Origin of the sequence: Polaromonas sp. YR568 (assembly GCF_943372955.1) — a bacterium.
Classification (GTDB): Bacteria; Pseudomonadota; Gammaproteobacteria; order Burkholderiales; family Burkholderiaceae_C; genus Polaromonas.
Window position 1 is genome coordinate 13,414 of sequence record NZ_CALSAL010000002.1, and the last position, 20,877, is coordinate 34,290.

The following is a 20,877-nucleotide window of genomic DNA, read 5'->3' on the forward strand; positions in this document are numbered from 1 at the left end:
GATCAGCTTCAAATTGCGTCTATATCTTTCATATCTTCACCCAGCATTCGAAGCCAAGCACCTGCTACTGCAGCTCGCTTTTCAAAAACAGCACCCGAAAGAATACTTTCAAGGCTGCCGTGTTCGCGTGCCGCTACTTTATTTTCAATATATCTTTTAAGCCAAAAAGAGCGATTTTGAGCAGTAATTAGATAGTTATCACATCCTCCACAAGTTGAAGGTCGACGGAATTCGTGATTGGGTTGTATATTTATTGCATTGGGGCGGGTTCCCGCGTCTTTGTGGCAAAGCATATTCTCTGAGTCAAATGGCAAACAGGCCCCGTCAATTTGAAACCACGCGGTAACGCCAATTTTTTGAACAAGCTCAACAGAATTTTTCCAGGTGGCGGCTACAGTATTTCCTAACAAGAGTTTGCGTGCCTCTTCAAGATTCTCAAGCAAATGAGCGCCCCTCTTTCCTGCAACTGCTGTATTACCGCCAACTAGATCAAAGAAAATAGATGCAGTTCGTTGGGCTGCGATTGAATCCCGATCAGCTAGAAGGATCGGGTTGGACCCGATATAGCCCTGCTCAGTCATGGCATGCGACATATGTTTGAAGTGCATCGCTAAAGCCGGAATCAGGCCAGAACTTACGTGAATAGCGAATGATGCAAAAGTCTTGCGAAACTGTGTCGGTTTAACACAGCGTCCTTTTGATACTTTGTACTCAACCAAATCATTGAGTATGTAGGGTCGTGAGGACTGGTCAGGAATTTCATTTAGGTCAACCCATCGTTCAATAAAACCACGAAGCCAGTCTCTCAAATGGCCACTGTAGATGGGCCCAACCCCTGCCTCAGATTTAGGCAAACCAGAACCCGGTGGCAACGACACGAACATTCGCTCAGTACCCGCCAACCACCTGACAGGGTCGAAAAGTTTCTGCGCAATAATGAGCGCAGTCACCACCGGTGGAAGAATCTCGGTACCGACTAAACGCATCCCCATCAGCCATTCAACCTTCCTAGGAGACTCTTCCCCTTTAGCGATATGGGAACGGAGGTAGAACATCTCAAAAAGCCCACTCGCAGAAATCCTTTTTTCTACGGCGCTAGGCAAACCACTCTCTTCATCTAGCCCCGCGAAGATTGCTGCAATTTCCGAAATACGAACACCAGTGCCCCCTTGAAGGATTGCAATACTGGCACCTGCTAAGTCCACAAAAAGCGATCGAATTTCTTCGCTGGTGAAGTCTCGTTCTTCAAAGCGTCCACGCCACCAAGCTTCTGCACTACGGTCAAGGAATCTAAACTTAAGCGATGCCGTTTTTGCTCTCTTTGCAGACACATGCCTAGATATACCGCCGCCGTTCTTGTGTGTGCCAGGTTCTTGAAAATAAGCTTCATACATTTGATGAACTAGTTCAAGAATGTCGTTACTAGCAACTTCAACAAACCAATGTGCTCTATTCAAAAGAGGTATTGCTACTTCATCAGGCAGAGGCAAAATCCACCCCCGACCGCGGGTAGCAATCCTTAACTGCACCTCGTTTGCCGTTTCTCCGTTAAAAGGATGTTTGGCCATTGCCTCACAACCCGCTTTGGTTAAGGCCCTGCGTTGCTTCCACAACTGTGACACTGTTCTGATCGGCAACCAAACTTGCGATTCAGATACCTCTCCAGTATCAGAAAGCAATTCGGGAAGATCATCACAGAATTCGCTAACGGCATCGGGTGTTAATTCAGCAGGTGTTCTGTACTGATTTGCAATCATCCAGGTAATCAGCGTTTTGAATCCAACACTCAACGAATCAATCGACGAAACTGAAAGGGCACTCGCGCCATCGCCAGGTGCAACCAAAAGTGACCACACAAATCTCCTGGACCAGTTCAAGACATCAGCGTTGTTTGAATCGGTTAAATAGCTGCCATCCTCTAACTTTATATGCCAGTTGATGCCGGTTCTTTCCATGCCTGCAGTCTCTGTATCAAACGTCCACCCATGATCGTGCCAAAGGCTAAAACTTGAGACAGCTTTATCCACAAGTTGATCATTTTCAAGATAATAGAGACTGCGACCGACTGGGCTCATAACAATTCGCTGAGTTGTCCAATCGGGTCCATTTTTTGCAGCTCCAGTATCGGAAAGTGCCACCCTACGATACATTTTTGGCGAATTGCTTCCCATATCAGCCTATCTCCGGTAATTTCGGAAGTTTCACCTCAAAGTCCATTGCTTCATCGATCAGAACCTTTGAGAAACTTGAGATCAGCGCTTCCAGGGATGTAAACACTGGCGCCCACCGAGTTCGCCAAACCGTCTTAGTCGTAGTAGTTAACGCTTCTGCGACCCGCTTACGCAATGACAGATAACTCGCGACGTCAGTGAGCCCGTTCGACGCTGCAGCCAGCGGACAATCAGGACATTCGCCATAAGCGGTGCACAGGCGACCCGCTTTTTGCCCTGGGCGTTGTGAATCAAATGGGTCCAAACAATAAAACCCAGGGGTAGCGGAGGAACGGTTTTTAGAGAATCCCGTCCGATCTACTCGAGGGTCAATGAGTCCTCCAGTTTTGAGCCAACGTTCCCTGAGAAGAAACACGGCCTCTCCTAGTTGTTCAGATAGGCGCTGTTTTGTCCCATCTGACGTGTAGTGGTTTAGCAGTGTCCAAGGACTTTTTTGTTTGCCCAACGCTTGCGCCGCTTTGAGGTCCCCAGTGTTCGCAATAATGTCGTCCAGCACCGTCGGACGAAGATTAGCCAAAGAGAAATATTTCAGTGAATGATCTCGGATAAATAGTTTTAGATTGTGGCTAAACGCGATATCGCTACATGCCAATTTTTCGGCTCCTTCATAGTTGTCACCGTAACTTCTGAGCTTGGTTATGGCTGACGACTGAGCTACAAACAGGAACAGTCGATTGCGATGGGCAGTAATTGGAGTCTCCGGCCGAATGCGTGCGACCAATTTTTCCGTAAGGTCTAGGATTTTTCTAAACGATATTCCTGGCGTTATTTCAAAATCGAGTGGCACGGTTAGCACTGGATCAGCGGCAGCTCTATTTTTCGCCCCTTTAATGACAACATAAGACTTACCAAATACATCCATTCGGGATATGTTCTCGTTGCTCAAAGTCAGAACAGTTTCCGGGTTTAGAGCCAAGCCTGTCGTAAGCAGCAAAACCAGTGGAACCAAATCACGGGCAGAAGGGTAGAGGTATCCCCTGAAAGCTGAAACACCTCCTAGGTGACGAAGAGTTGCGCCAATTACTTTGTCCTCTTTCTTGAGCAGACTGGTTTTTGGAAGCGGTCCTGGATAAAGCGCAACAATACGGGCCAGCAAACTGGCCATGTCCGTGACTTTAGGTTCATTGGCAAGTTCTGGTAACAACTTTCCTGCTGCAATAAGACGCTGACCTTCTTCAAATCTTTGCTCAAGCAAGAGAATTTCCGCGGCTGCGGCTTGTTTCATTTTTGCTAAAGCTTCTTTGTGCAATCTCTCTCTTGGCGTTGCTTTCTTACTCGCATTTTCATATGAGCTAGACGGAAAATATTCAAGAATTTTCAGCGCGACATCTTTAAATTGCTTACTTTTTCTAAGGCTAGAAAACACTGATCGCAACCGGCAGTAATAGTTGAGTCGAGTCTTGTGAGAGAAAACCCCTTCGGAGGTAGCATCACTTCTATTCAACCATGCAAGAAAACTTTGAAAGAGGTCTTCGGACAGATCTTCAAGATCAATATTTTTCTGGTCCGTTTCTATAAGAAATTTAAAAAAACCGTTCCTAAGATCGCCAACATACGTTTTCTTTGTATTTTTACGTTGAGATTCAATTGCCAATCGGAGTCCGATTGCAAATGGTTTCCAGATATTCGGGAAATCCAATAAAAAAGTAAACTCAATTCGGAACGGCACTCCACCACCGGTCGACATAATCGCGTCTAGCTTGTGCAAACCATCATCAAAGCTGGTAAGTATCAGCCCAAAATCAATTGACTTTTCACTCAAGTTTTTTTTGTCTTTTTGAGTTTCAGTCTTGGGTCTCCCCAACATTTTCTTGGCACTATTAGTTCGCATGGATGACTACCATTTCATGATGCCGCGAAGATCTGCGACAGGAACGCTGGCGTCAAAAATGGCGACATACTCGAGGTAGGTATTGAGCGTGGTCGCTAGGTGACGATGCCCTAGTTGCGCCTGTATTTGCTTCCAAGGCTCTGGGTCTCCCGCCTGCTTCAAAGATTGATAAGTCCATACGGCATAGGTATGCCTGAGATCGTGCACTCGATATCGGGAAATTTCTACCGGCTTTAGGTCACCCGAGTCATCGATTACCCGCATTACCGTTCTAGTAAGGCCAGCGCGGAAGCAAGCTTCGTAATGAATTTCCTGAATGCGTCGGTTCGACAATTTCGCACCAGGGCGTTTTGAATTAACACTGGTCAAAAAAAGTGCTGCTGAGATTCTTTTTTTCAAACGATCTGCCGCTGTTTGCCTTTCATGTGCAATATAAATATTTATTTCGAGCACAAGCCAACCGGGGCATCGGATCATTCGACTCCTGCTACCCTTCCCTTTAACTTCGAGGTTATGCTGAGAAAAAAGGGTTGCGTCGGTAATCGACAAAAATTGATAACAAGTCAGTCCCGTCAGCTCTGAAATTCTTATGCCCAGCACGAGCGCAGTTGTGAAGATTAGGGTGTCGCGGCATAAATCTCCGCTGCGATTTGCCGATGGAAGCGGTCCCAGGACTTTCATCATGCGTTGCCAGTCAGCGGGGCTATATGGCCTAATTAGGTCATCGCTAGTCGATTTTGGAAATATGTCTAAGTCAATTCCAGGCTGTGAATCCCGGATAAATGTATTTTCCGGACCTACGCTTACCGTTGCTATGGATGTAGTACTGGCGAGATCCCCTTGCAGGATCGTGCCGTCATAACGCCCCAAGCCTGCTTGGTGCCTATAAAAGTCACATATCACTGACATTCGATATCCAACCGTATCTGGATCGTACGGCTCACCTGTTTTAGGACTGATTGATCCAAGGTACAGATCACGGTACTTCAAAAGGTCTTCCCTGGTTGCGAGAGCGCACTCAATTGGTGTTTCCAAGGCTTCCAGAAAGTCGAACCAAGTCGCTAGCGCATAGGCTCCCTTTTCCCATGTAAGTGGGGAACGAGATTTCCCAGACTGGACGTACCGTTTTCGAAAAAACCGCGTCGGATCCTCTAGGAGAATTCCGGTGTCTGCGGCGAAAAAAGCAGGCGCTCCCCGTTTTAGAGAAGTTCCTGATTGCTCAGGGTTAAAAAAAACGATGATGTTGGAAGTGTTCATTGGGACTCACATGGTTTGCTCAAGAATGAACAATTAAAACTTGAAGACCGAAATATCCGCAATGAGATGACTTTTAGTGAACACTTTTCAAAGCGCGGAAAGACTTAATTGTTTATGTGTCTGCCAGAATGAATTCCCTCCTCAGCCAACCCTGCAAGGCCAATAAAAAGTGAACAAATCTTGACCGCGTAGACCATGCTCGCAGCCGCGATAGGGGTTGATGCTGTAGTCGAAAAAGATGTCGGGCGAGTCGTTGCGGTTGATGGCGCTGCGGGCGTCTTCAAACATCACCTCGGTTTCAAGGGGCGGCTTGTCGCTGGCCTCGCCTTCCATGCGTTCAAGCGTGCCCCAGCCGTCGTCGTGCGCGATACGCCGGTCTTTCTCGAACCGGTGCCCCAGCCGCGTGGCTGCGCCTCGGCCCTTGATGGCATGCAGCGGGATGGTGACGTCAGTCATGAGGCGATGTTGAAATTAGCCAATAAAACTGTATATTTATACAGTATATGGTTTAGGAACCAGGATGCAATGCCCGCTATGCTGGCCGTGCAGAAACCCCAACGGAGACACCCCATGAGCAGCACCGGCTTTACCGTCAGCCACGCCGCAGGCGCGCACTTTGAGCGCGGGCTGCGGTCGTTTTTTGAGTACCGCGACCTGGGCATCAGCCAGGCCACCGCAGGCCAGGTCGAGGCCCATGTGATCCGCGCGGCGGCCGGGCGTGAGTTCTCCGGTCAGCCGCACTTGCACCGCACCAGCTTCCAGATGGTTTATGTGCTCAAGGGCTGGATCGAGTTTGAATACGAGGGCCAGGGCATCGTGCGACTGGAGGCGGGGTCCTGCGTCTACCAGCCACCCGGGATTCGGCACCGCGAGACGGGCCACAGCGATGACATCGAAATGCTCGAAATCGTGATGCCTGCCGACTTCAAGACCGAAGAAGTCGAGGCGGTTGAGGTGACAACCTCGGCGTAAAACCCGTTGCTGTTGCGCTTACGACGGTGACGGCCGCAGCGTCCGCGCCTCGGTGCTGCGGTAGAGCAGCACGCCACTGGCCAGCGACAGGCCAAAAGCGGCCAGCAGCCCCACGGCATTGATCCACACCACGGCGGGCCAGAAGTGGCTGACCACGGCGTTGACCAGCAGGCACACCGGAAAGTGAATCAGAAACACCGAATACGACACACCGCCCAGCCGAGCCAGCGGCTGCACCATCCATTGCGGCGGTAATGCACGCAGCTGCTCACCGGCCAGCTGCAACCCGACCAGCCCAAACGCCGTGGCCGCTGCCACCACAATGCGCCCGCGAAAGTCCAGCCACAGGGCGGCGATGACCGCCAGCGCCATCGCCAGCAGCAGCCACCTGAAGCGTTCTGACTGGCCGTGCTGGTGGGCCGAAACCGCCCAGCGCGCGACCATACCCAGGCCATACGCACCGAAGAAATAAAGCGCGGTGGCATCCAGCCCCGGCTGGCGGTTGAACACCATGAGCGAAGCCACCACCATCGCACCAATCAGTGCCAGGCCTGCAGCTGCCGACCAAGCCCCCGCCCCACCACGCTGGATGGCCTGAGTTAGGCTGAACAACAGCACGCTGAGCGCAAACAGCTGGAAGTCAATCGCCACGTACCAGACCCCGGCCGACAGCGACTCCTGCCCCACCAGACTGTGCAGCAGCAGCGCATGGCTGAGCACCTGCCACAGCGTGGGTGCGGCGGGCAGGGAGTCATGTACAAACCACGGCCGCAGCACGGCGGCCACCAGCAGACTCACCGCAAGCGCCGCCAGATAAGGCAGCACCAGCCGGCGATAGCGCCTCAGCAGGAGGCGCCATGGCGTGCGCACTGTCGCCATGCCCCGTGGCGCCAGCGAGCCCGCCGCCAGAAAACCACCAACGACCAGAAACAGCTGCACCGCCATGCGTGCGTAGTCGTACAGCCAGTCCATGAGTTGCGGTGCGAAGGGAAACACCACGTCCGACATCGGCCCATAGAAGGCCAGGTGGTGCCAGACGATCAACGCGCAGGCAATGCCCTTGAGCACGTCAATGCCGGCCAGTCGGTCAGGTGTGGCGCTGGCAACAGACGGGTTGGTCATGGGAACGCCTGCTAAGGGCTTCAACGCACGCAGACCAACAAACCTGTCTGGTCAAGCGCTTGGGTTCAGGCGCAGACGCGCTGGCGGGCCGTCTGGTATTCGCGCTGGAGCTGGGCGATGAACTCGCCCGCCGTTTGCACCTTGCTCACAGCGCCAATGCCCTGGCCGCAACCCCAGATGTCTTTCCAGGCCTTGGACTTGTCGCCGCCGAAATTCATGGCGCTGGGGTCGCTGGCAGGCAGGTTGTCGGGGTCCATGCCGGCGGCGCGGATGGAGGGCGCGAGGTAGTTGCCGTGCACGCCAGTGAACAGGTTGCTGTAAACGATGTCGTCCGAGTTGCCATCGACGATGGCCTGTTTGTAGGCGTCACTCGCGCGGGCTTCTTCGGTCGCAATGAAGGCTGAGCCGATGTAGGCAAAGTCGGCGCCCATGGCCTGCGCAGCAAGCACCGCACCGCCGGAAGCGATGGAGCCCGACAGCGCCAGCGGGCCGTCAAACCACTGGCGGATTTCCTGGATCAGCGCGAAGGGGCTCTTCACGCCTGCATGACCGCCTGCTCCGGCGGCTACTGCCACCAGACCATCGGCGCCTTTTTCAATCGCCTTGTGGGCGAACTTGTTGTTGATGATGTCGTGCAGCACCACCGCGCCGTAGCTGTGCGCTGCGGCATTGATGTCTTCACGTGCGCCCAGACTGGTGATATAGATGGGCACCTTGTACTTCACGCACAGTTCCATGTCGTGCTCCAGCCGGTCGTTGGACTTATGCACGATCTGGTTGATGGCGAACGGGGCGGCGGGTTTTTCGGGGTTGGCCTTGTCCCAGGCGGCCAGCGTCTCGGTGATTTCAGCCAGCCACTCGTCGAGCTGCGAAGCCGGCCGCGCGTTGAGCGCCGGCATGGCACCGACCACGCCCGCCTTGCACTGCGCAATGACGAGCTTGGGGTTGCTGATGATGAACAGCGGCGAACCGATGATGGGCAGGGGCAGGTTGGCAAGTGCGCCGGGCAGTCTGGACATGGTGGTTCCGCCTGTAAGAAAGCTGTGAGGGGTGTGATCTGTTGGAAAGCAGCGAGAGAGCGCTCAGAACGCTTCCAGCGCCAGCGCCGTGACGCACTCGGCCCCCTGCACGATGCTGTCGCGCATGCCGGGTGCCTTGGTCAGCAGATGGTCGGCGTAAAAGCGTGCAGTGATGACCTTGGCTTTCATGAAATCAACATCCACCCCCGCTACGAACTGCTGCTCGGCCACCAGCAGCGAGCGCGCCATCTGCCAGCCCGCCATCACGTTGCCAGCCAGCATCAGATACGGCACGCTGCCCGCGAACACGGCGTTGGGGCTGGCCTTGGTGTGGTCAGACACAAACTCGACCACCTCGACGAACGCCTCGCGCGCGGCCTTCAGGCGTTTGGCCATGGCCAGTGCGTCGGCGCTAGCGTGCTTAAGCAGTTCTTTTTCAGTGGTTTCGATTTGCGCGGCAATGCCCTTGGCGGTCCGGCCGCCATCGCGCGCCGTCTTGCGGCCGATCAGGTCGTTGGCCTGAATCGCTGTGGTGCCTTCGTAGATGGTCAGAATCTTCGCGTCGCGGTAGTACTGCGCAGCGCCGGTCTCCTCGATGAAACCCATGCCGCCATGCACCTGCACGCCAAGGCTGGTGACTTCCAGGCTCATCTCGGTGCTGTAGCCCTTGACCAGTGGCACCAGGAATTCATAGAACGCGGCATTCTGCTTGCGCACCTCGGCATCCGGGTGATGGTGAGCGCCGTCGTAGGCCGCAGCAGCTACTGACGCCATCGCGCGGCAGCCTTCGATGTAGGCGCGCATGGTCATCAGCATGCGCTTGACGTCGGGGTGGTGAATGATGGGTGCACTGGCCTTGATGGAGCCATCGACCGGGCGGCTCTGGATGCGTTCTTTCGCAAACGCCACCGCCTTCTGGTAGGCCCGCTCGGCAATTGCAATACCCTGCACACCCACCGCGTAACGGGCGGCGTTCATCATGATGAACATGTATTCGAGGCCACGGTTTTCCTGACCAACGAGGTAGCCGACCGCACCGCCCTTGTCACCGTACTGCAGCACGGCGGTGGGCGAAGCCTTGATGCCCATCTTGTGCTCGATGCTGACGCAGTGCACGTCGTTGCGGGCGCCAAGGGAGCCGTCTTTGTTGACCATGAACTTGGGCACCACAAACAGGCTGATGCCCTTCACACCTTCGGGCGCACCCGTCACACGGGCCAGAACCAAATGCACGATGTTCTCGGCCATGTCGTGCTCACCGTAGGTGATGTAGATCTTGGTGCCGAATACCTTGTAGCTGCCGTCTGGCTGCGGCTCGGCACGGCTGCGCACCATGGCCAGGTCTGAGCCAGCCTGCGGCTCGGTCAGGTTCATGGTGCCGGTCCACTGCCCGCTCACCAGCTTGTCGAGGTAAGTGGCCTTCAGTTCATCGGAGCCGGCGGTGAGCAGCGCTTCAATCGCACCGTCGGTCAGCAGCGGGCATAGCGCAAAGCTCATGTTGGCGGAGTTGAGCATTTCGCCGCAGGCCGCGCCGATCGTCTTGGGCAAGCCCTGGCCGCCGCAGACTGTGGGATGCTGCAGGCCCTGCCAGCCACCTTCGGCGTATTGCCGGAAGGCTTCCTTGAAGCCGGGGGTGGTGGTGACCACGCCGTCTTTCCAGCTCGAGGGGTTTTTGTCGCCTTCCCAGTTCAGCGGTGCGACGACGCCTTCATTGAAACGGGCGCACTCTTCCAGCACGGCCTGGGCGGTGTCAAGGCCGGCCTCTTCAAAGCCGGGGATTTGCGCGATCTGCTGGATGCCAGCCAGGTGCTGGATGTCGAACAGCATGTCCTTGAGGGGGGCGGTGTAGCTCATGGTTTGTCTCCGTTGTATCTACCGTCGTCATTCAGCCAAGAAAAAAGGCACCGCTCACGATGCCTTTCCTTGACGCAGCGCACTTACAGCGCCGCCACCAGTTCCGGCACGGCCGTGAACAGGTCTGCTTCAAGGCCATAGTCGGCAACGCTGAAGATCGGGGCTTCCGGGTCTTTGTTGATGGCCACAATGACCTTGCTGTCCTTCATGCCGGCCAGGTGCTGGATGGCGCCTGAAATGCCAGCGGCGATGTAGAGCTGCGGCGCGACGATCTTGCCGGTCTGGCCCACTTGCCAGTCGTTCGGCGCGTAGCCGGCGTCCACCGCCGCGCGCGAGGCGCCGAGCGCAGCGCCCAGCTTGTCGGCCAGCGGCGTCATGATTTCGTTGAACTTCTCGCTAGACCCGAGTGCGCGGCCGCCTGAAACAATGACCTTGGCTGCCGTGAGTTCGGGTCGGTCGCTCTTGGCGATTTCGGAGCCGAGGAAGGACGACTTGCCGCTGTCGGCCACACCGGCCGGTGCGTCGATGGCGGCCGAACCACCGGTGGCAGCTGCCGCATCAAAGCCGGTGGTACGCACGGTGATGACCTTGGTTGCGTCCAGGCTCTGGACGATGGCAATCGCGTTGCCGGCGTAGATGGGGCGCTCGAAGGTGTCGGCGGCATCGACCTTGGTGATGTCGGAGATCTGGCCTACATCGAGCGTGGCGGCCACGCGTGGGGCGATGTTCTTGCCGGAGGCCGTGGCGGGGAACAGGATGTGCGAGTAGTTCGCCGCAATGGCCAGCACCTGGGCAGCCATGTTCTCGGCCAGACCGTGGGCGAAATGCTCGCCTTCCACGTGGATGACCTTGGCCACGCCAGCGATCTGCGCGGCGGCCTTGGCGGCCTCACCGGCGTTGTGGCCGGCCACCAGCACATGCACTTCACCACCGCACTGGGCAGCGGCAGTCACGGTGTTGAGCGTGGCGGGACGGATGGTGGCGTTGTCGTGTTCAGCAATTACGAGTGCAGTCATGTCAATTCCTTAGATCACTTTGGCTTCGTTCTTGAGCTTGTCCACCAGCGTGGCGACGTCGGGCACTTTCACGCCGGCGCTGCGCTTCGGCGGCTCGCTGACCTTGAGGGTCTTGATGCGCGGCTTGACGTCCACGCCGAGGTCTTCGGGCTTGACGTTGTCGAGCTGCTTTTTCTTGGCCTTCATGATGTTGGGCAGCGTCACATAACGCGGCTCATTGAGGCGCAGATCGGTGGTGATGATGGCGGGCAGCGTGATGGAGAGGGTCTCCAGGCCGCCGTCAACCTCGCGGGTGACCTTGGCTTTGCCGTCCGTCACTTCGACCTTGGAGGCGAAGGTGGCTTGCGGCCAGCCGAGCAGCGCGGCGAGCATCTGGCCGGTCTGGTTGCAATCGTCGTCAATCGCCTGCTTGCCAAGAATCACGAGCTGGGGTTGCTCTTTCTCGACCAACGCCTTGAGCAGCTTGGCCACGGCCAGCGGCTGCAGTTCTTCGGCGGTTTCAACCAGGATGGCGCGGTCGGCGCCGATGGCCATGGCGGTGCGCAGGGTTTCCTGGCACTGCAGCACGCCGCAGCTGACGGCGATGACTTCCGTCACGGCACCCTTTTCCTTGAGCCGGGTCGCCTCTTCGACGGCGATTTCGTCAAACGGGTTCATGCTCATCTTGACGTTGGCAATATCGACACCAGTGCCGTCGGATTTGACGCGGACTTTGACGTTGTAGTCGACTACACGTTTGACAGGGACCAAGACCTTCATTGAGTGGCTCCAGTTATTCCAGTTTGAATTCCAGTTTTCATTGATCAGCTTGCGTTGACATCAGCTGTGCGCCAGATTGACGTTGACGTAAACGTAAAGCACTTATTCTAAGTGGTGACCGTATTGTCCGGGGCATTCATCCGGACTCCCCGACCGGCCCCGAATCTCCCTGCAGAGATAAAAACGAACGGTCGTTCTTTTTTTGGATTATAGGGGAGATCACTGCACGGATTAGAGTGCCGCGCCCAACCGGTGTCCCGCAGGCATCAGCCGGCTGGGGAGACCGGTGACACGGCACCGGGCTGCTCTGCCGGCACGGCGCGGGTATGAACCACCCGCTGCGGGTACGGAATGTCGATGCCGTTGGTGCGCAGCGATTGCAGAATCGCCAGATTGACGCGGGAGCGCAGGTTCTGCTGCCCGTTCTCCGGGTCGGTCATCCAGTAATTGAGGGTGAATTCCAGCCCATCGGCACCGAAGTTGGTGAGGTTGGCGCCGGGCCCAGGGTCGCGCAGCACCCGGTCCTGCTTCAGGGCGGCCTCAATCAGCAGACGCATGACCAGTTCGACGTCGCTGTCGTAGCCGACCGTTACCACGGTGGACTGCAGTACCTGCTTGTCGGACAGCGACAGGTTTTCGATGCGGTTGCTGATGAACATCTCGTTGGGCACGATCGATTCGCGCCCCGACATCGCACGGATCACGGTGTAGCGGGCGTTGATGTCGGTGATGCGGCCCTCGAAGTCGTCGATGCGCACGTTGTCGCCAATGCGCACACTGCGCTCGGCCAGCATGACAAAACCGCTGACATAGCTGGCGGCCAGCTTCTGCAGACCAAAGCCCACACCCACGCCAATGGCCCCGCCCAGCACCGACAGCGCGGTGAGGTCAATGCCTACCGCCGACAGCGCCAGCAGCAAGCCGATGAACACCAGGATCACCCGCAGGCCGTTGCTGACGGCCTTGCGCAGCGACAGCTCACCGCCGGTAGCCTTGCGCAGCAGGCGGGCCTCGATGGCCGAGGAGATCCACAGCATGATGAGCAGCACCAGACCAGCCGTCAGGCCGCCTTCAAGCATGGTGCGCACAGACAGGGTGGTGTTGCCCACCTTCCACTGGATGTCGTCGAGCTCTTCAAGAATCACCGGCAACAGGCCGCTCAGCCACAGCACCATCGCGCCCCAGGCGACCCACGAAATGGTACGTTCAAGGGCGCGCACCAGAGGCGCCTCCTTGAAGGTGACCTGCAGCACTTTCACGCCCATGCGAATCACCGCCAGCGCCAGCAGCACAGGAATTGCCACCTTGAAGACGGCTAACGGGAACACGCGCGCCAGCAGCCCCTGCACCACATAGGCCAGCAACAGCAGCAGCAGCGGAAACAGCACGCCGTCGATCACACGGCGTCCGAAGAGGATGGAGCTCTCGTCCACCACCACGCGCGCACGGCTGACCAGGCGAACCACCAGCCACGCCAGCAACATGCAACCCACCAGCGCGGCGAGTTCGGTCAGCGCGGTGGGCTGGGTCAGCGCGGCCAGCCAGGCATCGAAACTTTCAAAACGGGTCATGGAATCAGCGCGCTTGCTCAGGGTGCCGGTGCCGGCCATTGCAGAGTCCTTTATTCATCGAGTCAAACAAGGGTTTCGATTCAGCAAGCGGCGGGACAACCGCAACGTCCCGGCAGCCGGGTCTACAGATCGGCTAGCACCCGGATGTGCGCTTCCACACTGCGCCCGAGTGCGCTGAGGTTGTAACCGCCTTCCAGCGACGACACGATGCGGCCTTTCGAATGGCGGCGGGCCACATCCTTGATGCGCTGCGTGATCCACGCGTAGTCCTGCTCGACCAGACCCATCTGGCCCAGATCGTCCTCGCGGTGGGCGTCAAAACCGGCGCTGATGAAGATCATCTCGGGCTTGAAGGCTTCGAGCCGAGGAATCCACATCATCTCGATCAGTTCGCGCACGTCCATGCCCTTGGTGTACGCCGGTACCGGAAGGTTCACCATGTTGTTGGCGTGGCTGTCAGCCCCGGTGTAGGGATAGAACGGGTGCTGGAAAAAGCTCACCATCAGCACGCGGTCGTCACCGCTCAGGATGTCTTCGGTGCCGTTGCCGTGGTGCACATCAAAGTCGACCACTGCCACGCGCTGCAGGCCATGGCGCTCCAGCGCATAGCGGGCCGCAATCGCCACGTTGTTGAAAACGCAAAACCCCATCGATTTGGCGTGGCAGGCGTGGTGGCCCGGTGGGCGCACCGCGCAAAAGGCATTTTCAATTTCACCGGCCATCACGGCGTCGGTGGCTGCCAGCGCCGCCCCGGCAGCGCGCAGGGCCGCATTCCACGAGTGCGGGTTGATCGCGGTGTCGGGGTCGATCTGTACATAAGCCGGGCCACCAGCCTGGATGTCGTCGCCGAGCTGGTCGCTCAGGCCGCGGATGGCGGCGACCATCATGCGGTCATGCGCCAATTCGATGTCGCCCAGCGGAGCGAGCGGTGCCTCGCGGCGGTCGAGCGCATCGCCCACGCCGGTGATCAGCAGCCGGTCCTCGATGGCGTCCAGCCGCTCGGGGCATTCCGGGTGCCCGGCGCCCATTTCATGCCGCCGGCAATCGGGGTGCGTGTAATAACCGGTGGCATTCATCGGACTAACTCTCGCGGACAATCTGTCTGAAAAATTACGGTATGGTTCAACACATGCATGTCAAAGAAAAACTTCAAGCGCTTCTGAATCAGCTTAACACGGTCATCGTAGGCAAAAAGCCCCAGGTGCAGGACTGCGTGGCCTGTCTTCTGGCCGGTGGCCACCTGCTGATCGAGGACGTTCCGGGCGTCGGCAAGACCACGCTGGCCCATGCGCTGTCGCGTTCTTTCGGCCTGCAGTTTTCCCGCGTCCAGTTCACCGCCGACCTGATGCCCAGCGACCTGTCGGGCGTATCGGTGTACGAACGCCAGAAGGAAGGCTTTGTGTTCCACCCGGGGCCGGTGTTCGCCCAGGTGTTGCTGGCCGACGAGATCAACCGCGCCAGCCCGAAAACCCAGAGCGCGCTGCTCGAAGCGATGGAAGAAAAACAGGTCACCGTCGAGGGCGAGTCACGTCCGCTGCCGCTGCCGTTTTTCGTGATCGCCACGCAGAACCCGCACGACCAGTTGGGCACCTACGCGCTGCCCGAGTCGCAGCTGGACCGCTTTCACATGCGCATTTCACTGGGCTACCCCGACCGCGCCGCAGAACGCGAGCTGCTGCGCGGGGGTGATCGGCGCGACATGGTGGACAACCTCACCGCGCTGGTGCTTCCGCATGATCTGCTGGAGCTGCAGAAGATGGTGCTGGCCATCCATGCGTCGGAGCCGCTGGTCAATTACCTGCAGGACCTGGTGGCCGCCACGCGCTCGGGCCGCTGGTTCCTGCAAGGCTTGAGCCCGCGTGCCGGTATCGCCATCATGCGGGCCGCCAAGGCGCAGGCCTTTTTGAGCGGGCGCGATTACGTGGCGCCGGATGACATCTCTGCCATCCTGCCGCAAACGGCGGCACACCGGCTGATTCCCGTCAGTGACGCAGGCCGTGGACCGGTAGAGCAGGTGCGGGCCATGCTGGAAGCGGTGGCATTGCCGTAATGAACGCCCCCCGAAGCGCCTACGGCGCCTCCCCCCCCGGGGGGCGCCACCTGTGGCCCGGCAAAGCCGGCTCCACGGTGGCACGCGAGTGGAATCCCCTGACTCTGGTGCGAGCCCGATTCCGGACCTGGTGGCAAAGCAAGATGCCGCTGGCCGACAGCATCACGCTGACACAGCGCAATGTGTACATCCTGCCCACCCGCCCCGGCCTCATGCTGGGCGTGACGCTGCTGGTGCTGCTGGTCGCCACCATCAATTACCAGCTCAACCTGGGTTACCTGCTCACCTTCCTGCTGGCGGGCAGTGCACTGGTAGGCATGCATGTATGCCACGGCACGCTGCGCGGCCTGTCGACGCACCTGACGCCACCCACTCCTCAGCACGCCGGTACCGCTGCAGTGTTTGATGTCCGCCTGCACAACGACAGGCGCAGTGTCCGCTACGGCATTGGCCTGAGCGTGCTGCACCCTGTCGGCAGCGACACCCAGGCGCACTGGGCCTGGACCGATGTTCCGGCGCAAGGCAGCAGCACCGTGCAGGTGGCCTTCACACCGCCGCGGCGCGGACTGCACCGGCTGCCCACCCTGACGGCTGAAACCCGGTTCCCGCTCGGCACCTTCCGCGTCTGGACTGTGTGGCGCCCTGCCGCGCAAATGCTGGTGTACCCGGCAGCCGAGAGCCACCCACCCCCCTTGCCCTCCGGCGAGCCCCGCTCTGGAGGTGCCGCAGCAGCCGCCCGTGCACAAAGCTCGGGCGAATTCGACGGGGTTCGCGGCTACCAGCGCGGTGACCCGATGAAAATCGTGGTCTGGAAAAAGGCCGCCAACGCCATGGGCGGCGACGGGTACAGCGGTGAGCTGGTGGTGCGTGACACCCAGCAGGCCCAGCGCCACGAGCTGTGGCTGGACCTGACGCGCGCCGGCCCCGGCGATGTGGAACAAAAGCTCTCTCGCCTGTGCGCCTGGGTGCTGCAGGCCGACCGCCTGGCGCTGGACTACGGGTTGAGACTGCCTGCGCTGGAAGTCAAACCCGGCAGTGGCGAGGCGCACAAGCGTCGATGCCTGGAGGCGCTCGCGCTGTGCTGACACGCCTGACCGCCCTTCCCCGCGACAGCCGTGACACGCTGTTCTTGCTGGTGGTGATTGCCTGGGTGCTGGTGCCGCAGGTGGAGCGCATCCCGCTGTGGTGCAGTCTGGCGGCGGGCGGTGTGCTGCTCTGGCGCGGCTGGCTGGCGCTGCAGGTCAAGCCCCTGCCCGGCCGCTTCTGGCTGCTCGGCGCACTGGGGCTGACCCTGGCGGCCACCTACGCGACCCATCGCACGCTGATCGGGCCGGAGGCCGGCGTGACGCTGCTGGTGGTTCTGCTGACGCTCAAGACGCTGGAGCTGCGCGCGCGGCGCGATGCATTTGTGGTGTTCTTCCTCAGCTTCTTCTGCATGCTGAGCAACTTCCTGCACTCGCAGTCGCTTCTCACCGCTTTCGGCATGCTGGCCGGCCTCTTGGGCCTGCTCACCATGCTGGTCAACGCCCACATGCCGGTTGGCCGGCCGCCGCTGCTTGACGCCGCCAAAACCGCTGGCTGGATGGCGCTGCTGGGGGCGCCCATCATGCTGGTGCTGTTTGTGCTCTTCCCGCGCATGGCGCCGCTGTGGGGCGTGCCTGCCGATGACAACCTGACCGGCCGCAGCGGCTTGAGCGGCAGCATGGAGGTCGGCGCCATCGCCAAACTGGCGCTGGACGAAAGCATGGCCATGCGCGTACGGTTTGAGGGCCCGCCACCGCCACAGAAAGACCTGTACTTCCGCGGGCCCGTACTGTCCAGCTTCGACGGCCGCAACTGGCAACCGATGCGTGCACGGTCGCTGCTCAACGACTCGCTGCCCGCCAATCTGCAGGTCACCGGCACACCCATCAACTACGAGGTGACGCTGGAGCCGACCCGCCGCCGCTGGCTGCTGCTGCTCGATGCCGCCGTCAAGCCGCCAGAACTGCCCGGCCCGCCCAGCGTGATGATGGCGGACCTGCAATGGATTGCTGCGCGGCCAATCACTGACATGGTCCGCTACAAGGCACAAAGCCACCTGGAGTTCCGCCACGGACCGCAGCAGCAGACGTTGGGACTGCAGGACTACCTCGACCTGCCACCGGGCTTCAACCCGCGCACGCTCGCGCTGGCTGCCGAGATACGCCGTGATGCACGTTATGCAAACGCCAGCAACACCGAACTGGTGGGTGTGGTGATGGACCGGCTGCGGACCGGCGGCTACACCTACACGCTGGAGCCCGGCGTGTATGGCACCAACACCGCCGACGAGTTCTGGTTCGACCGGAAGACCGGCTTCTGCGAGCACATCGCCTCGGCCTTTGTGGTGCTGATGCGGGCGCTGGACATTCCGGCGCGCATCGTCACCGGCTACCAGGGCGGAACACTCAACACCGTGGGTGGCTTCTGGGTGGTGCGGCAAAGCGATGCACATGCATGGGCCGAGGTGTGGCAGCCGGAACAGGGCTGGGTGCGGGTGGACCCGACATCGGCAGTCGCGCCCGGCCGCATCGGCTCGTTCGACCGCCTGCTCGTGCCACAAGGTGTGGTCGGGCAAGCCCTCAACCGGATGAGCCCCACCCTGGCCGCCCAGCTGCGTGCCACCTGGGAAGCGGTGAACAACGGCTGGAACCAGTGGGTGCTGAACTACACCCAGGGGCAGCAACTCAATCTGCTCAAGGATATCGGCTTTGACACCCCAAGCTGGGAAGATCTGAGCTATCTGCTGCTGGGAATCATTGTGGTGGTGAGCCTTGTCGGCGCCTCGTGGACGCTGTGGGACCGCACCCAGCATGACCCGTGGCTGCGTCTGCTGGCCCGCGCACGCAAGCAACTGGCCAAGGCTGGCATCGACAGCTCGACGTCCACATCACCACGGCAGCTGGCGCAGCAGGTAATGGCCCGGCAGGCAGAAACCACGCCCAACGGAATGAACGCCCAGGCCCTGCACGACTGGCTGATTGCGCTGGAGGCGGAGCGTTATGCCAACGCCCATCCGCAACAGCGCACGCATCAACACAAACGGCTGGGCGAGCTCAAGCGGCAGTTTGACCAGCTGGCCTGGCCGGGCTGAAGCCTTCGGTGCGTGGCCCGCTCCCTACAATGAGGCCAACCATGCCCCCGCTGATGAATCCACTGACAAGCTCGCTCATAACCTCGTTCGTGCGGGCCCTGCGCGCCTTTCACCGACAGGCACCGGTTTGCATGCTGACGGCCGTGCTGACAGTCGCTGGCGTTGCCGGCACACCCATCGCGTCTGCTGCGGATCCGAAGGCAGTGAGAAAAACCGCCAGCAAGGCGCCTGCCAGCCAGGGCCCGCTGTATTCCACCCGCCCCGAGGTCATGCAGTTTGCAGACGATGTGGCCAGCCGCCGCGATCTGGACCGGGACTGGGTCCGCGACGCCATCGGCCACTCGCGCTTCAATGCGACGGTGGTGCGGCTGATGCAGCCACCTGCGCGATCCTTTGTGAAGAACTGGCGCGTGTACCGCAGCCGCTTCATCGACCCGATCCGCATCGAGGCTGGCGTCCGCTTCTGGCGCGCCAATCAGGCAGCGCTGGAACGGGCCGAGCAGGAGTATGGCGTGCCGGCGGCCATCATCGTTGGCATCATTGGCGTCGAAACCATTTACGGCCGCGACACCGGCAGCTTCCGCGTGATGGACGCACTCACCACACTGGCTTTTGACTTCCCGGCCAGCCACCCGCGCGCGAAGGAGCGCAGCGAATTTTTCAAGAGCGAACTCGAGCAGTTCCTGACCCTGCAGAGCCGGCGCGGGGCCGACCCTTTTGAAGCCCGCGGCAGCTTTGCGGGTGCCATGGGTTTGCCGCAATTCATGCCGTCGAGCTGGATCAGGTACGCAGTGGACTTTGACGGCGACGGCACCATCAACCTCTGGGACAGCACCAGCGATGTCATCGGTTCGGTGGCCAGCTACTTCAAGGCCTTCAACTGGCAACCGGGCATGCCCACGCATTACTCGGTGAGTTTCGACACCAGCCGCCTCGACATGCCCGCGCTGATGGCGCCGGACATTCTGCCGACCTTCAGCGTGGCCAGCTTCACTGCCAAAGGTGCGGTGCTGGAGGGCGAGGCACAGCAACACGCTGGCCCGCTGGCACTGATCGAGCTGCTGAACGGACCCGACGCACCGCAGTACGTGGCTGGCACCGAGAACTTCTACGCCATCACCCGCTACAACTGGAGCAGCTATTACGCGATGGCGGTGATTGAGCTGGCGCAGGAAGTAGCGGCTCGCGTCAAGGCTGGCAACTAACGCCTGCCTGTACCGGCAATTCAAGCGGACCGCATTCAGACCGGCTGGATCGTGATCTCCACCCGCATCGTTTCCTCACCACCACCCTGCCTGACCCCCTTGATCGGCGGGCAGGCGTTGTAGTCGGTGCCCATCGCCAGCCGGACGTGGCGCTCGTCAATCAGGCAGCTGTGCGTGACATCAATGCTGACCCACCGCCGGGTCGATACATCAAGGCACACGTCGGCCCAGGCGTGGCTGGCCAGATCGGGCTCGTTCGCCGCATAGAAATAGCCGCTGACATAACGCGCCGGGTAGCCCAGGCTGCGGCAGATCGCCACCATCACATGCGCCTGGTCCTGGCAGACCCCGGCGCCGGCCCTGAACGCCTCCAGTGCGGTCGTTGTCACGGTCGTGCTGTTCTTAAGATATCCCACCGCCTTGGCCACGCCCTGGCTCAGGGCCAGCAGAGCCTGCAAATCGGCCCGCCCATCGACGCTCTGGCCGATGAACTGACGGCCAAACTCAGCCAGCTCCCAGTGCGGCTCTGCCAGATGCGTGGCACGCAGAAAGAAGTAAGGGTGCGGCAAGGTGTCGGCATCGGTGAACTCGGCCATGCCCAGGGTTTCCACATCGCCTGCGGCATTCACCAGACTCCAACGCACATCGTCAGCCACCGAGCCGACAAAGGTGAAGGTGTTGACGGTGTTGCCAAAGGCATCGCGCTGGGCAAACAGCTTTTCAGGCGCGCCCAGACTCCAGTAACGCACCGTCTGCGCGGGGCTGGATTGCGGCGTGAGCCACAGCGTCTGCAGCGCGTAACGCAACGGTTCGCTGTAGCGATAGTCGGTAATGTGCCGGACGTGGAGTTTCACGTAAGGTGGCCCCCACGGTTG

General features: G+C 59.4%; 16 protein-coding genes and 1 pseudogene. 5 read left to right on the top strand and 12 right to left on the bottom strand.

What is annotated here, in order from left to right; translation table 11 throughout:
- Positions 1-8: 8 nt before the first annotated feature.
- The 4 genes and pseudogenes from AAG793_RS05995 to AAG793_RS06010 form a co-directional block, all read right to left on the bottom strand.
- Positions 9-2,171 (bottom strand): hypothetical protein, encoded by a 2,163-nt coding sequence (locus AAG793_RS05995; RefSeq protein WP_341905511.1) that lies wholly within the window; start codon positions 2,169-2,171, stop codon positions 9-11.
- A gap of 1 nt (position 2,172) precedes the next feature.
- Positions 2,173-4,062 (bottom strand): hypothetical protein, encoded by a 1,890-nt coding sequence (locus AAG793_RS06000; protein ID WP_341905517.1) that lies wholly within the window; start codon positions 4,060-4,062, stop codon positions 2,173-2,175.
- A gap of 6 nt (positions 4,063-4,068) precedes the next feature.
- Positions 4,069-5,319, bottom strand: coding sequence for a site-specific integrase (locus tag AAG793_RS06005; RefSeq protein WP_341905519.1), 1,251 nt, complete (start codon positions 5,317-5,319; stop codon positions 4,069-4,071).
- 192 nt (positions 5,320-5,511) lie between these two features.
- Positions 5,512-5,775 (bottom strand): annotated as a pseudogene (locus tag AAG793_RS06010) (radical SAM protein); the annotation flags it as partial.
- Positions 5,776-5,889: 114 nt separating this feature from the next.
- On the opposite strand from AAG793_RS06010, the gene AAG793_RS06015 reads away from it, so the two are divergent.
- On the top strand, positions 5,890-6,291 hold the full coding sequence (locus AAG793_RS06015) for a cupin domain-containing protein (RefSeq protein ID WP_341905523.1): 402 nt from the start codon (positions 5,890-5,892) through the stop codon (positions 6,289-6,291).
- A gap of 18 nt (positions 6,292-6,309) precedes the next feature.
- Here AAG793_RS06015 and AAG793_RS06020 read toward each other — a convergent pair whose 3' ends face one another.
- From AAG793_RS06020 to AAG793_RS06050, 7 genes are all read right to left on the bottom strand, one after another.
- Complete coding sequence (locus AAG793_RS06020; protein ID WP_341905527.1) at positions 6,310-7,413, bottom strand: acyltransferase family protein; 1,104 nt, start codon at positions 7,411-7,413, stop codon at positions 6,310-6,312.
- Between the two features lie 65 nt (positions 7,414-7,478).
- Positions 7,479-8,432, bottom strand: coding sequence for a nitronate monooxygenase family protein (locus AAG793_RS06025; protein WP_341905530.1), 954 nt, complete (start codon positions 8,430-8,432; stop codon positions 7,479-7,481).
- Positions 8,433-8,495: 63 nt separating this feature from the next.
- The gene (locus tag AAG793_RS06030) at positions 8,496-10,286 is read right to left on the bottom strand and encodes an acyl-CoA dehydrogenase (protein ID WP_341905532.1); all 1,791 of its coding nucleotides are present in this window, start codon (positions 10,284-10,286) and stop codon (positions 8,496-8,498) included.
- Positions 10,287-10,369: 83 nt separating this feature from the next.
- Entirely contained in the window at positions 10,370-11,302 is a 933-nt protein-coding gene (locus AAG793_RS06035) for an electron transfer flavoprotein subunit alpha/FixB family protein (protein WP_341905537.1), read from the bottom strand.
- 9 nt (positions 11,303-11,311) lie between these two features.
- Complete coding sequence (locus tag AAG793_RS06040; protein WP_341905539.1) at positions 11,312-12,061, bottom strand: electron transfer flavoprotein subunit beta/FixA family protein; 750 nt, start codon at positions 12,059-12,061, stop codon at positions 11,312-11,314.
- A gap of 266 nt (positions 12,062-12,327) precedes the next feature.
- A complete protein-coding gene (locus AAG793_RS06045; protein ID WP_341905542.1) occupies positions 12,328-13,671 on the bottom strand; it encodes a mechanosensitive ion channel domain-containing protein in 1,344 nt (447 codons plus the stop codon).
- An 83-nt stretch (positions 13,672-13,754) separates the two neighbouring features.
- Positions 13,755-14,708 (bottom strand): histone deacetylase family protein, encoded by a 954-nt coding sequence (locus AAG793_RS06050; protein ID WP_341905545.1) that lies wholly within the window; start codon positions 14,706-14,708, stop codon positions 13,755-13,757.
- Between the two features lie 53 nt (positions 14,709-14,761).
- Here AAG793_RS06050 and AAG793_RS06055 point away from each other — a divergent pair, with 53 nt between their 5' ends.
- The 4 genes from AAG793_RS06055 to mltB all read left to right on the top strand — a co-directional run bounded on the left by AAG793_RS06055 (position 14,762) and on the right by mltB (position 20,002).
- A complete protein-coding gene (locus tag AAG793_RS06055) occupies positions 14,762-15,682 on the top strand; it encodes a MoxR family ATPase (protein WP_341905548.1) in 921 nt (306 codons plus the stop codon).
- Between the two features lie 143 nt (positions 15,683-15,825).
- On the top strand, positions 15,826-16,767 hold the full coding sequence (locus tag AAG793_RS06060; RefSeq protein WP_341907594.1) for a DUF58 domain-containing protein: 942 nt from the start codon (positions 15,826-15,828) through the stop codon (positions 16,765-16,767).
- Positions 16,740-18,797, top strand: a complete 2,058-nt coding sequence (locus AAG793_RS06065; protein WP_341905551.1) for a DUF3488 and transglutaminase-like domain-containing protein — start codon at positions 16,740-16,742, stop codon at positions 18,795-18,797. The genes AAG793_RS06060 and AAG793_RS06065 overlap by 28 nt, the downstream gene beginning before the upstream one ends.
- Before the next feature lie 131 nt (positions 18,798-18,928).
- Positions 18,929-20,002, top strand: coding sequence for a lytic murein transglycosylase B (gene mltB, locus AAG793_RS06070; protein ID WP_341907597.1), 1,074 nt, complete (start codon positions 18,929-18,931; stop codon positions 20,000-20,002).
- A gap of 35 nt (positions 20,003-20,037) precedes the next feature.
- Here the strand turns inward: mltB and AAG793_RS06075 are convergent, their stop codons facing one another.
- Entirely contained in the window at positions 20,038-20,856 is an 819-nt protein-coding gene (locus AAG793_RS06075) for a transglutaminase family protein (RefSeq protein WP_341905554.1), read from the bottom strand.
- Positions 20,857-20,877 lie beyond the last annotated feature (21 nt).